This is a genomic window from Bacteroides pyogenes (genome assembly GCF_014196225.1).
Lineage (GTDB): Bacteria > Bacteroidota > Bacteroidia > Bacteroidales > Bacteroidaceae > Bacteroides > Bacteroides pyogenes_A.
The window spans coordinates 1-12,699 of record NZ_JACIDI010000019.1 but is presented as its reverse complement, the minus strand read 5'-3'; the positions used below and the strand labels follow the sequence as shown (position 1 = coordinate 12,699).

The following is a 12,699-nucleotide window of genomic DNA, read 5'->3' as shown; positions in this document are numbered from 1 at the left end:
ATTTCAATCCAAAATGAAAAAGTTAATGATTTTATTCGCTCTTATCATGGGCGTGGTTTCAATGAAAGCACAAAGTAACGATTTGTATCAGGGCATCACTAAAAAGCTGCCTTACCGCCAAATGGTAACACCTTACGGCGTACAGGTGACGTTTGCAAAAACGGTACATATCATTTTCCCGTCTGCCGTGAAGTACGTGGATTTAGGCAGTAACTACATTATTGCCGGAAAAGCGGACGGGGCGGAAAATGTTGTCAGGGTGAAAGCCACAACAGAGGGCTTTCCCGGTGAAACCAATTTTTCCGTTATCTGTGAGGATGGTAGCTTTTACAGTTTCAATGCAAAATACGCACATGAACCGGAAATGCTAAACATCGAAATGAAAGACTTCTTGGAGAATGAGGACACAACGGATTTCAGTCATACCCGGATGAACATCTATTTCCGTGAACTGGGTAACGAAAGCCCGCTTTTGGTAAGGCTGATTATGCAGTCCATCTACAAGAACAATGACCGGGAAATAAAGCATTTGGGATGCAAGCGTTTCGGGGTGCAGTTCTTGGTAAAGGGCATTTATTCGCATAACGGGCTGTTCTATTTTCATACGCAAACAAAGAACAGTTCAAACGTACCGTTTGATACCGATTTTATCCGATTCAAGATTGTGGATAAGAAAGTAGCCAAAAGGACGGCTATTCAGGAAACCGTTATCGACCCGGTACGGAGTTATAACGAAATACTGGTTATCGGTGGCAAGAGTACCGTCCGTACCGTGTACACCGTTCCACAGTTCACTATCCCTGACGATAAGATATTAGTCATTGAACTGGTGGAAAAGAACGGGGGCAGACACCAAACTATCCGGGTGAAAAATTCGGATATAGTGGCAGCTAAAGTAATTAACGAACTTAAAATCAAATGAACATGAAAAGGATATGTTGTATTATATCCCTTTTTGCGCTGTGTCTGACTTTTAACCAGGCACACGCACAAAGATGTCTGCCGGGAATGAAAGGTTTGCAGGTTACGGGCGGCATGGCGGACGGTGTTCACTGGAACAGTAAAAGCAATTTCGCTTATTACTTCGGGGCTGCCATGAGTACCTATACCAAAAATGGGAATAAGTGGGTTATCGGCGGGGAATACCTCGAAAAGCATTACCCCTATAAGGATTTACAGATACCCGTAAGCCAGTTCACAGGTGAGGGCGGTTACTATATGAACTTCCTTTCAGACCGGAAAAAAACCTTTTTCCTCTCGCTGGGATTGTCTGCCCTTGTCGGGTACGAAACAAGTAACTGGGGTGACAAGCTGCTGCCCGATGGCTCGACCCTAACCGATAAGGACGGTTTTGTCTATGGTGGTGCGCTGACCCTGGAACTGGAAAGTTATATTACCGACCGGGTGGTGTTCCTGATTAACGCACGAGAAAGATGCCTGTTCGGTTCTTCCGTTGGAAAGTTCCATACACAGTTCGGTATCGGTCTAAAGATAATCATGTGATAAACTAACCCATTATATATAATGTATATGAGAAAGATTTTAAGCCGTATTTTGATGGGCTGCTATGTAATGGCCGCCATCTTATTTGTGGGTGCGTGTAATGACGATGTAGATATACAGCAGTCTTACCCGTTCAGTATTGAAACGATGCCTGTACCGAAGAAATTAAAGGTGGGTGAAACCGCCGAAATCAGGTGTCAGCTTCACCGGGACGGGCGGTATGAGGAAACAAAGTATTTCATCCGCTATTTCCAGCCGGACGGGGCGGGAACGCTGAAAATGTCCGATGGGACGGTTCTACTGTCGAATGACCTGTACCCGCTTCCGGGTGAAACATTCCAGCTTTACTATACCTCTGCATCAACCGACCAACAAACGGTAGATGTGTATTTTCAGGATAGCTTCGGGACAGTACAACAGCTGACGTTTAGTTTCAATAATGACAGTTCTAAAGAAGAATACTAAAACCAGATTAGGCTTAAAGCGAATATAAATAAATTCGCTTTAAGCACTAACTAATATATTTTTTGTAAATTTGGCGTTATAATAAAATATTGTTGTAGAATTATGGAAAATACACTAGAAAATAGTAAATGTTTAGCTTCTTTGGCGGTTTTTAGAGAACTATATGATAATCAGAAAGACGTGTATGGAGTAATTTCCGAATTTCTAAAAGAAATCATATCCTCAGAAAATAAATATCAATTTGGACTTACAGAAATAACACTACTACTAAATGAAAGTTATGATTTTAAGATTCCTGAAGCAGTGGTAAAAACTTCATTATCCCGATTACCCTTTCTATCCAAGAGTAATGGAGTATATTCTGTAAATAAACCTATAGACCAAATAAGGAATAAGGAATTTCAAGAAAAGCAGAATAAAATTTACAACAGCAATAATAATGTTGTTAATCGTTTATTCATATATATAGAAAGCCAAAAAAAAGTCACATTATCGGAAGCTGAAAAAGAAATTATAGTGAAGTCTTTATGCTCTTTCATGCTTGATGAATCAACAGTACAAGAATATTCTGAATATATAGGTGCTTTTATTGTTCAGTGTAAATCAGAAGATACATTACTAGCACAATTAGATACTATAAAAGAAGGTGTAGTTCTATACACTGGATTAAAATATAATTCCAATTTAAATGATTTAGGTACTTGGAATACTCAAATAACAATTTTTATAGAAACAGAAATTTTATTTCATTTCGCTGGTTACAATGGAGAGCTATTTAAAATATTATTCAATGATTTTTTCACATTTGTAAAAGAAATCAATTCTCAAAGCATCAACAAGAACGGCAAGAAGAAAATACATCTAAAATATTTTTCAGAAGTAAAAAATGAAATAGAACGTTTTTTCAAAAAAGCAGAATTTATTATTAACGGAGAAGATACTTTAAATCCATCCAAAACAGCAATGGCTTCTATTGTTAATGGATGTAAAACTCCCAGCGATATAATCGAAAAAAAAGCACTTTTCTATGATTTATTAAAAACCAATGGAATAACAGAAGATACATATACGGAATATTATTCTGCTAAAAACCACAAATTCAACATAGAAGACCAATCTATAATAGAAAGCTTACAGTCTTCTATTGTCACAGATTACGATATAAGGGAAAATCTTAAATTTTTGAATTATGTAAATATACTCAGACAAGGTGCTTCTGATAGAAATTTTGAGAACATTGGCTATATTCTTTTGTCCGGGAATGCCACTACAATTCAATTGGCGTGGCATGATTTAATAAAACCAAATGGGAATGTTCCTCTTGCTACTACTTTAACTTTCCTAACTAATAAACTTTGGTTTAAATTAGGAAAAGGATTTGGTAAAAATAACTATCCTAAAACATTTGATATAATAACAAAAGCGCAAATTGTTTTATCAACACAAGTTAATGATTCAATATCATATAAATATGATTCTTTACAAGAAAAATTAAAGAAAGGAGAACTTAACGAAAAACAAGCATTGGCAACCATTGTGGAGTTAAGAAGAGAAAGCAAAAAGCCAGAAGACATAAAAGCTGATGATTTAAGTGATATATTAGATACTATATCAGAAAACAACATAGAAAAATATGTACAAGAACAAGAACTATTCAAAATACAAACACAAAAGCAGAAAGAAGAAAATGAAAATCTGAAAAAAGAACTTTCAAAAGTGAATATTAAGTATCAGCAAAAGGAACAAACAGTAGAATTGCAAAACATAAAATTAAAAGAATATGAACAAAGAATATTAATAATTGAAAATGATAAAATTAAAGATACATTCTTTAAAAAGAGAAAAGAGTATCAGATTAATAGAAAAAAATATGTAGATTGTAAATTGAAATCTTATTTAAAAGAATCATACAAAAACATACTATGGTATTTGATATTCATAGCAATTGCCTTTGCAACGCAAATAACCCAAACATATTTTAAAGATATAATACCTAATATTTTAATATTGTCAATTACATTTAGTGCTATTCTATTTTTAGTTCCTTTTATTCGTTCTTTTATAAAACACGATAAAATTTTAACCAGCATAAATTACATTTTTAGTAAAAGCAAACGCGTATATATAAACAGAAGAATTATTCATGATGCTATTTTATCCTATAATCATATGACTAAAGTGCCTATTATGGTATTAAAAAAAGCAGTAGACGAAATATAATTTCAAATATATTAAAGCTGAATGCAATTTCTATATTCATTCAGCTTTAATATATTTAAAATTACATATACTAATAGTTTTTTAGTCTTAATCTCCACTATACATTAATTAAGTATAACAGATACACTTCCTAATGCGCTTAAACAGCATTTTACATATTTTTCTTCTCCCGGTGTTTGGGTAATTCTTACCCCGTTTTTGTTTAAACTGTCCATGATGTAATAATTTATATTAAGTTATCAGATAATTAAAAGCGAAAGCAACACAATGAAAATAATCGCCATACAAAACAGGTAAACGGCGGAGATAAACAACCGGATTACAAGCCGGATAATAATAAATCCTATGATTAAAGCTATCCACATTTCGGCGGTACTGGTGGCTGCCTGATAGATGATAAAAGCCAATACAGCCCACCGTAAAAAAGTCTTTATGTTATTATATACTTTCATTGTTTTAATGTGTTGCGGGTGGATTGCTCCACCCGGTTAGTAATCAGGCGCAACGGAAAACAAAACCGTTATCCATCCAGTAATCAGTCATAAACAGGTCACGGGCAAAAGCCGAATAATCAAAGTAGGTCTTTGCGAACTCCGGCAGTTCGTAACATTCCTCTACGATTTCATAGGCGTAATCTTCCTCGTCTTTATATTCTCCCTGATATTCGTCCTCAAAGGAAGAAACAAGGTCGTCCGCATCTTCCTCGCTTATATCGCTGTTGTGGTGGTCGCACCATACGAAAAACGCTTCCTGCTGGGTTTCGCTTAGTTTCTCGATGGCATCCCGGAGTTCAAAGAACTTTTCAGATAACCAGCTTTCGGAAATCAGGCTGTCGGGTACATTCTCGTAATCCTGAAACATATATTCCGGGTCTTGCTCGTCCTTGTGAAGTTCCCAGCACGCTTCCAAAAACTCGTCCTTATCCGAATACTCCGACAGGTCTAACCACTTGCCGAAAAGTGAACCGTTGTTATACTTGTTGTAAGTACCTACATAAACTCTTGCTTCTGATAATATTACTGCTTCCATGACTTTTGAATTTTAATTGTTTACATCGCTTGTCGCCCACCACATAAATTTTTCCTTTAACTGAATGGGGACATTGTCTTTTCAAAGGTTCGGGAATGGTACAGGGCAAATTATTATTTATGAAATACTACCCGCAGGTGTGGAGATTTCTAAAAAATAATTTAAACAGTAACATGCACGGATATACCTTTGACAATGTTCCAATCAGTTTTAAGGAGAAATTTTTCTCTTGTTTGAGAGGATAGAAACAAAAGCCATTAGGCTTTTTGAATGAGTAATGAGAGAGCAAAAAAAAGGGCTTAGATAAGCCCCTCGTCTGCAAAACTGTAATAGCTTTCTTCTGTCAGGATGATATGGTCTAACAGGTGTAAATCCAAGACCTTGCAGGCTTCTTTTATTTTTGAGGTAATTTGTTTGTCCGGTTCACTCGGACGTAGGTTGCCCGATGGGTGGTTATGTGAGAGGATTATGCCCGAAGCATGGACTTTTAAGGCGGTTTGCAGGATGATTTTCACGTCCATTACTGTTTCAGCCATACCGCCTTTAGAGATAAGGGAAACACCTAAAGCCTTGTTAGCCCGATTGAGGAACATTACATAGCTTTCTTCGTGGTGTTCCATACATTCTACATAGAACGGTTTCAGGTAGGAATAAGAAGTTTCAGAAGAGAGGATTTTTATTCTTTCGGATGCTTTTACATTGTCCTTATAAGAGATAGTGATTTCCGGCATGGTAAATTCGATTGTTTTCATAACGCTTGAATTTTAAATTAAACAATAAGAAATTTTGCCGGACATCCACAGTTTGGCGGGGACTTCAACCAAATCTTTTCAAAAAATACGACCCGTAGGTGTGGAGATTTTTTAGAAAACCGGAACGGCTCGGATTTGGTATTTGTCCCCACCGGGCTGTAACTTTGCTAAAATTTGTGATTGAGATACATTACTTTAGGGAACTGAAAAAGGGGTATCATTGGTGACACCCCTTAGACAACAGAATACCTTAAACCGTTATTCATCATAAGTTCTATATCCTATCGGTTTTCGTGGCTTCGGTTCGGGCTTGCTTAATAACTGGGTAAGTGCTTGGTACACCTCGCTGAATTGTGCATCCGTGCTTTCTTCCAGTTCTTCAATACGCTTTAGTAGTTCCTGATAACCTGTTATCATTTGACGTAAGGCTACAAATGCCCGCATGATGGAAATATTCACCTGTATGGCAATAGGGCTGCGTAGCACACCGGACAGGGCGGCTACCCCCTCTTGCGTGAAAACATAGGGCAAATATTTAGTATGTTTACCACGTTTTGAACTGGTTTCTTCTTCCGTTTCATCGGGATTATTCTTTAAGGTCACAATTTGTGACCTTAAACATTCCACTTCTTCCTTTGTCAGTTCAAACATAAAATCACTTGGAAAACGTTCAATATTACGTTTGACAGCCTGTTTCAAGGCTTTTGTTTCCACCTGATAAAGTGCCGCAAGGTCACTATCGAGCATAACCCGGCAACCCCTGATTTCATAAATCTTGCTCTGAATGATTTGTAAGTCCATAATGTTACTATTTAATGGTGAATAATTAAAAGCATAAAGGGACTTATCACTAATTGCGATAAATCCCCTATACAACTATTTCATTGATACTTCTTTGTAGATTTTTTCAATGCCGACAAACTTCTTGTCAAGCCCCTGCATATCGTTACTGATTTTGTTATTGGTAATGCGGGCGTATATCTGTGTCGTTTCTATATTGGTGTGTCCCAACATCTTGCTGACTGTTTCAATGGGCACACCTTTGGCAAGTGTGGTTGTCGTGGCAAATGTGTGCCTCGCAAGATGGAAAATACCTACCATTTGAGAATTTGGAAGAATGTAGAGAATAAACCGATAACGTGTTGTGAATTAGTCGATTTTCTATATTCTGCGAGTATGATAGGAAAGCAGTTCAACACGGAATATTGAATCCTTTCGGTTACCAAACCGTTATCCGTTGGTTTCCCTAGTGTGGTGAGGTAACGGAAAAAAGGAAAGATTTTTCTGGAGTTGGTTCTATCTCTCTGTTCTACAACGTTTTGCTTATCAAAGAACGCTTTAACAACGGGTAATTTTGCCCATAAAATTAAAGTGTATGAAAACAGAAAAATTCAAGGTGTTGCTCTACCTCAAAAAGAGCAGACCCGACAGGTCGGGCAAAGCCCCCATCATGGGACGTATCACCGTCAATCGTTCAATGGTGCAGTTCAGTTGCAAAATTTCATGTACTCCCGACTTATGGAATCCACGTGAAAGCCGTCTGAAAGGCAAGAGCCATGAAGCCGTAGAGACCAATGCGAAGCTGGACAAGCTGATGCTCTCCATCCATACGGCATTCGACACGCTTGCGGAAAGAAAAGCAGACTTCGATGCGGAAGCCGTCAAAAACCTGTTTCAAGGAAGCCTTGAAACGCAGATGACCCTGTTGGGAATGACGGACATCGTCTGTGAGGAATTGAGAAAGCGTATCGGGATAGACCGTGCAAAGGGAACTTACCCTGCCTATTTCTATACCCGGAGAACCTTGGCGGAGTTCATCGAAAAAGAGTTTCGTACCAAAGACGTTGCTTTCGGTCAGATGACGGAGCAGTTTATCCATGATTACCAGAGTTTCATTTTGGATGAGAAAGGATTTGCCATAGATACCTGCCGACACTATCTGGCTATCGTCAAGAAAGTATGCCGAAAAGCCTACAAAGAGGGACATGCCGACAGATGCTTCTTCGCCCATTTCAGCCTTCCCCAACCAAAGGAAAAAACGCCGAAAGCCCTAAGCCGGGAATCCTTCGAGAGAATCCGTGACTTGGTCATTCCCGAATATCGCGCCTCCCACATCTTGGCAAGAGACCTCTTCCTCTTTGCCTGCTATACTGGAACGGCTTATGCCGATGCCGTTTCCGTCACGCGCGATAATCTGTTCACGGATGACAGCGGCGGGCTGTGGCTCAAATACCGCCGCAAGAAAAACGAGCTTCGTGCCTGTGTCAAGCTGCTGCCCGAAGCCCTTACTTTGATAGAGAAGTACCGGGACGACAACCGTCCTACACTCTTTCCGATGCTGCACTATTCCAATATGCGTCGCCTCATGAAATGTCTGGCTATCCTTGCCGACATCAGGGAAGACCTGACCTACCATGCCGGCAGACACTCATTTGCATCGCTGATTACCTTGGAAGCCGGTGTTCCCATCGAGACCATCTGCAAGATGCTAGGGCATTCGAACCTGCAAACTACGCAGGTCTATGCGAAGGTTACGCCCAAGAAACTCTTCGAGGATATGGACAAATATATCGAGGCGACAAAAGACCTCAAACTTGTATTATAAACACACAGACATATAGAAATCAGAGTGAAAATCAACAAACAATGAAACAATCATGCGCAGTACATTCTCTTTATTGTTATACATCAATCGAAGCAAAGTCCGTACGGACGGTACGACCGCCGTACTTTGCCGAATCTCCATCGACGGGAAAAGCACGACGATAACCACGGGTATTACTTGCAATCCCAAACAATGGAATGCAAAAAAAGCAGAGACCGCGGACGTGCGGACGAACAACCGCCTGAAAGAGTTTCGAAAGTATGCGGAGCGGCTCTATGATGAAATGCTCAAAGAGCAGGGTGTGGTCAGTGCCGAACTATTGAAAAACAGGATAGCAGGTCAGGCGGTCATTCCTACCCATCTGCTCCAAATGGGAGAAAGGGAACGGGAACGCCTTGCCGTCCGCTCCAAGGAAATCGACTCCACTTCGACCTACAGGAGTTCTCGGTATTATCAGAGCTATATCCGTGAGTTCTTGGACTCGAAAGGCAAGACGGACATTACCTTTTCGGACATCACCGAGGAATTCGGACGGGAATACAAGGTCTACTTGAAGCGGTACAAGAACTTCGGGGCATCGCAGACCAACCATTGCCTCTGCTGGCTGAACAGACTGATGTATCTTGCCGTGGACCATGGGATTATCCGTGCCAATCCTCTGGAAGAGTTGGAGTATGAGAAGAAACCACCCTCCAAGCGGATGCATATCAGCAGGACTGAACTGAAACAACTGCTGGAACTGAAACTGCCCGCCAATGACCCTTTGAAGGAATTGGCTCGCAGGGCTTTTATCTTCTCCTGCTTTACGGGACTTGCCTATGTCGATACCCGGCTGCTTTATCCGCACCATATCGGGCGGACTGCCGACAACAGGAGATACATTCGCATCAATCGCAAGAAGACGAAAGTAGAGTCCTTCATTCCCCTGCATCCGATAGCGGAGCAGATACTTGATTTGTACAATACGACCGATGACACACAGCCGGTATTTCCGTTGCCGAGCAGGGACTCTATGTGGTTCGAAATACACGAGCTCGGTGTCATCATCGGGCGGAAGGAGAACCTCTCCTACCATCAAGCCCGGCACAGCTTCGGATCGTTTTTGATTTCCGAGGGAATTTGTACGGAGAGCATTGCCAAGATGATGGGACATGCCTCCATCACCAGCACGCAGACCTATGCGAAGATTTCCGAGAGGAAGATTGCAGAGGATATGGACAGGTTAATCGAAAGAAGAAAAAACAATGAATATTGAATTACTATGAAAAGAGAAAGGGAGAGGATGAAAAGCACCTAAGCTTTCCGACAATTACACCTAAGCTTTTGTTCAAAAGCTTAGGTGCTTCGGAGAGTAAATTAAAGACAATTCGTTTGAACAAGAAAAAGCAGGCAGTAAAGAGTATTTTTTACTGCCTGTTGCTTGTTACGAGCTTACTGCATTGCCAGCAGTTTGCAATACATTCCTCCTTTGGCTTCGAGTTTGGTATGTGTGCCTTTTTCTATAAGCCGTCCCTTGTCCATGACGATAATCTGGTGGGCATTGCGGATGGTCTGCAAATGGTGGGCAATGACCAAGACCGTGCGGTTTCGGATAAGCACAGACATTGCTTGCTGTATTTTGTACTCATTGACGGGGTCGACATTGCTCGTTATCTCGTCTAAAAGGAGGATCGGAGCATCTTTGAGGAAGGCGCGAGCGATGGAGAGGCGTTGCTTCTGTCCACCCGAGAGTCCCAAACCGTTCTCCCCAATTTTCGTTTCGTAACCATCGGGCAGACTGACGATGAAGTCGTGTATCATCGCCCGACGTGCGGCTTCCTCGATTTCCCCCTGTGTGGCATTGCGGTTGCCCACCTTGATATTGTTGGCAATGGTGTCGGAAAAGAGAATGACATTCTGCATCACCACACTGATTTTGCCGAGCAGATAATCGTAGTCTATTTCCCGTATGTCCACTCCACCGATACGGATACAGCCTGCCTGCGGTTCCCAAAAGCGGAGCAACAGATTGGTAATGGTGGTTTTCCCCGACCCTGACGAGCCGACAAGAGCCGTTACCGTCCGTTCGGGTACGTTGAACGTGAGGTCTTTCATCTCGAACCCCTCTTTTTCATAGTGGAAACCGACACCATCAAACGAGAGGTCGAAGCGTTCCGCCGTTTTCGGTTGGTCGGGATCGACGATCACGGGAGCATCCAACAGACGGGAAATGCGTTCGTAGCTGTCCTTTACCTTGATGTAGTTCAGCCAATGACTCTCCATATTGACAAAAGGTTTGTAGAACTCCTTCGAGACGATGACGAACATCAGGTAAGCGAAAAGGGAAAGTTCTCCACGCCAAGTCCACCAAAGACCAAGCGTTGCCATCAGAGCGAAAGCCAGTTCAATGAGAAAGGCATACCTGCCTACGCTTGCAGCTGCCAACCGTGAGGTCTTCTTGCTGCTCTCCCCGAACTCGCTGACAGAACGGTCGAGCCTGTCACGGAACATTCCTTTTCCTCCGAAAACTTTCAGCACAGGTATGCCCTTGACGTATTCAACGAAGAGACTGACCATATCCGCCAGACCGTCTTGTGCCTCCTGTTGCGCTTTCATTCCCGAACGGATGCCCCGATACAAGGAGAAGAGGGCAATAGGAAGGATGGCAATCATCGCTAATCCCATGCGCCAGTCCACACAGAACAGCCCGATGCCGAGTATCAGCGCCACGATGAAGTCGGCGGACATCCGTGTCCAAAGGTGCCCCACAACCATTTCCATATTATCCACGTCTTTGTGAATGACGGTGCTTATCTCGCCCAGCCGTTCATTGGTGTAGAAACTGAGCGAGAACATTTTCAGTTTCAAGATGATTTTCTCACGAATGCGTTCCACGAGATCGAAGCCGGCAAAGTGTTTGCTCATATCGGCTATGGCATTGGATATGGTTTTCAAAACCAGCAGACCACCGAGTATCCACGTTGCTGAAACGAGCGAAACGCTTTCGCCCGATATATAGCGATCGATAAGGAACAAGACGGTAAGCATAATCGCCGTGCCACAAAGGGCATAAACCACGAAAAACAGTGCGGAGATTATCAGATGCCGCACTCCGCGGGCGGTCAGTTCGTTCAATATATTGCGTACCATTATTTATACCTCCTCTTCTTTCAGTTGCCATTTACTTACTTGTTCCTGCATTTCCGTCATATTGCGGTATAAGGGACAACTGTCCATCAATTCTTCGTGCGTTCCCGTCGCCACGATACGCCCCTTGTCCATCACGACAATGCGTTCCATATCCTGAATAGTGTTGAGACGGTGGGCGATGGTGATGATGGTCTTGTTACGCTGCAATTCATCCAAAGCCTCTTGAATGAGTTTCTCGTTCTCTCCATCCAAAGCTGCGGTAGCTTCGTCGAGAATGACAATCGGCGAGTCTTTGAGCAACATACGCGCAATGGAAATGCGCTGCTTCTCCCCACCGGAGAATTTTACACCCGCTTCGCCTGCCAAGGTATCGTAACCATTGGGGAGTCCCACAATAAAGTCGTGTATGCGTGCCCTTCGTGCCGCCGTTTCCACCTCTTCTTGCGTAGCGGAGGGTTTGCCGATACGGATATTGTCCCGAATACTCATATTGAAAAGGAACACCTCCTGTTGCACCATAGAAAAGAAATCGGCAATGTTTCGTTCGGAGAGTTCCGCAAGGTTCTCGCTGCCAAGTCGAACGGATCCCGCCTGTGGCTGCCAGAAACCTATCATCAGGCTTGCCAATGTGCTTTTGCCTGACCCTGATTCTCCCACAATAGCCGTATGGCTACCCTTGGGAAATTGCAGACAGACATCACACAAAGCACTGTCCTGCTTGTTCGGATAGGCAAATGTCACGTGCTCGAAACTGACATCGGTCTGCATGGTATCCGTATCCCTGTCTGCCGTATCCTTTGCAGGTACTTCGATAATCGACTGAACCTTCGCCACCGACTGCCCATAGACAATTTTGAAATGCTGGAACGTAGCCAACTTGGCAAAGGAGGACGAGAACAGCCCTCCCAATATCAAGGCAAGAATGAAACGTGCCACGGTCAGTTCGCCCGAACTCATCAGCCATAGGCCGACAAGCGTCATCACCACGATACCGCC

At 42.2% G+C, this 12,699-nt stretch carries 12 protein-coding genes and 2 pseudogenes; 6 read left to right on the top strand and 8 right to left on the bottom strand.

From position 1 onward, the window contains the following. Positions 1–13: 13 nt before the first annotated feature. The 4 genes from traN to GGR07_RS11465 all read left to right on the top strand — a co-directional run bounded on the left by traN (position 14) and on the right by GGR07_RS11465 (position 4,188). Complete coding sequence (gene traN / locus GGR07_RS11480; protein WP_021645709.1) at positions 14–922, top strand: conjugative transposon protein TraN; 909 nt, start codon at positions 14–16, stop codon at positions 920–922. Between the two features lie 2 nt (positions 923–924). Next, on the top strand, positions 925–1,503 hold the full coding sequence (locus GGR07_RS11475; protein ID WP_034543465.1) for a conjugal transfer protein TraO: 579 nt from the start codon (positions 925–927) through the stop codon (positions 1,501–1,503). Between the two features lie 21 nt (positions 1,504–1,524). After that, positions 1,525–1,968, top strand: coding sequence for a DUF3872 domain-containing protein (locus tag GGR07_RS11470; protein WP_021645711.1), 444 nt, complete (start codon positions 1,525–1,527; stop codon positions 1,966–1,968). Between the two features lie 102 nt (positions 1,969–2,070). After that, the gene (locus GGR07_RS11465; RefSeq protein ID WP_021645712.1) at positions 2,071–4,188 is read left to right on the top strand and encodes a hypothetical protein; all 2,118 of its coding nucleotides are present in this window, start codon (positions 2,071–2,073) and stop codon (positions 4,186–4,188) included. Between the two features lie 134 nt (positions 4,189–4,322). On the opposite strand, the pseudogene GGR07_RS11460 reads toward GGR07_RS11465, so the two are convergent. From GGR07_RS11460 to GGR07_RS11435, 6 genes and pseudogenes are all read right to left on the bottom strand, one after another. Then, positions 4,323–4,403, bottom strand: a pseudogene (locus GGR07_RS11460) (DUF3873 family protein); the annotation flags it as partial. A 24-nt stretch (positions 4,404–4,427) separates the two neighbouring features. After that, on the bottom strand, positions 4,428–4,640 hold the full coding sequence (locus GGR07_RS11455) for a hypothetical protein (RefSeq protein WP_021645713.1): 213 nt from the start codon (positions 4,638–4,640) through the stop codon (positions 4,428–4,430). A 43-nt stretch (positions 4,641–4,683) separates the two neighbouring features. After that, positions 4,684–5,217 carry an antirestriction protein ArdA gene (locus GGR07_RS11450; RefSeq protein ID WP_021645714.1) on the bottom strand — a complete coding sequence of 178 codons (534 nt, stop codon included), beginning with the start codon at positions 5,215–5,217 and terminating at the stop codon, positions 4,684–4,686. A 299-nt stretch (positions 5,218–5,516) separates the two neighbouring features. Continuing rightward, positions 5,517–5,969 carry a JAB domain-containing protein gene (locus GGR07_RS11445; RefSeq protein ID WP_021645716.1) on the bottom strand — a complete coding sequence of 151 codons (453 nt, stop codon included), beginning with the start codon at positions 5,967–5,969 and terminating at the stop codon, positions 5,517–5,519. A gap of 258 nt (positions 5,970–6,227) precedes the next feature. Continuing rightward, positions 6,228–6,770: an ORF6N domain-containing protein gene (locus tag GGR07_RS11440; RefSeq protein WP_005841798.1), complete on the bottom strand. Its 543-nt coding sequence runs from the start codon at positions 6,768–6,770 to the stop codon at positions 6,228–6,230. Between the two features lie 75 nt (positions 6,771–6,845). Next, positions 6,846–7,058, bottom strand: a pseudogene (locus tag GGR07_RS11435) (tyrosine-type recombinase/integrase); the annotation flags it as partial. 286 nt (positions 7,059–7,344) lie between these two features. Between GGR07_RS11435 and GGR07_RS11430 the strand changes: the two are divergent. Together GGR07_RS11430 and GGR07_RS11425 are read left to right on the top strand one after the other, a co-directional pair. Continuing rightward, entirely contained in the window at positions 7,345–8,574 is a 1,230-nt protein-coding gene (locus GGR07_RS11430; protein ID WP_021645718.1) for a site-specific integrase, read from the top strand. Between the two features lie 52 nt (positions 8,575–8,626). After that, positions 8,627–9,829 (top strand): site-specific integrase, encoded by a 1,203-nt coding sequence (locus tag GGR07_RS11425; protein WP_021645719.1) that lies wholly within the window; start codon positions 8,627–8,629, stop codon positions 9,827–9,829. 176 nt (positions 9,830–10,005) lie between these two features. Here the strand turns inward: GGR07_RS11425 and GGR07_RS11420 are convergent, their stop codons facing one another. Together GGR07_RS11420 and GGR07_RS11415 are read right to left on the bottom strand one after the other, a co-directional pair. Then, positions 10,006–11,703, bottom strand: coding sequence for an ABC transporter ATP-binding protein (locus tag GGR07_RS11420; protein WP_122056638.1), 1,698 nt, complete (start codon positions 11,701–11,703; stop codon positions 10,006–10,008). A gap of 3 nt (positions 11,704–11,706) precedes the next feature. Next, on the bottom strand, positions 11,707–12,699 hold a 993-nt coding region (locus GGR07_RS11415; RefSeq protein WP_183200508.1), incomplete at its 5' end, for an ABC transporter ATP-binding protein.

Excerpts from the sequence above, each read along its gene's own strand:
- traN (WP_021645709.1), top strand. The coding sequence starts at position 14 with ATGAAAAAGTTAATGATTTTATTCGCTCTTATCATGGGCGTGGTTTCA.
- GGR07_RS11475 (WP_034543465.1), top strand. The coding sequence starts at position 925 with ATGAAAAGGATATGTTGTATTATATCCCTTTTTGCGCTGTGTCTGACT.
- GGR07_RS11470 (WP_021645711.1), top strand. The coding sequence starts at position 1,525 with ATGTATATGAGAAAGATTTTAAGCCGTATTTTGATGGGCTGCTATGTA.
- GGR07_RS11465 (WP_021645712.1), top strand. The coding sequence starts at position 2,071 with ATGGAAAATACACTAGAAAATAGTAAATGTTTAGCTTCTTTGGCGGTT.
- GGR07_RS11455 (WP_021645713.1), bottom strand. The coding sequence starts at position 4,640 with ATGAAAGTATATAATAACATAAAGACTTTTTTACGGTGGGCTGTATTG.
- GGR07_RS11450 (WP_021645714.1), bottom strand. The coding sequence starts at position 5,217 with ATGGAAGCAGTAATATTATCAGAAGCAAGAGTTTATGTAGGTACTTAC.
- GGR07_RS11445 (WP_021645716.1), bottom strand. The coding sequence starts at position 5,969 with ATGAAAACAATCGAATTTACCATGCCGGAAATCACTATCTCTTATAAG.
- GGR07_RS11440 (WP_005841798.1), bottom strand. The coding sequence starts at position 6,770 with ATGGACTTACAAATCATTCAGAGCAAGATTTATGAAATCAGGGGTTGC.
- GGR07_RS11430 (WP_021645718.1), top strand. The coding sequence starts at position 7,345 with ATGAAAACAGAAAAATTCAAGGTGTTGCTCTACCTCAAAAAGAGCAGA.
- GGR07_RS11425 (WP_021645719.1), top strand. The coding sequence starts at position 8,627 with ATGCGCAGTACATTCTCTTTATTGTTATACATCAATCGAAGCAAAGTC.
- GGR07_RS11420 (WP_122056638.1), bottom strand. The coding sequence starts at position 11,703 with ATGGTACGCAATATATTGAACGAACTGACCGCCCGCGGAGTGCGGCAT.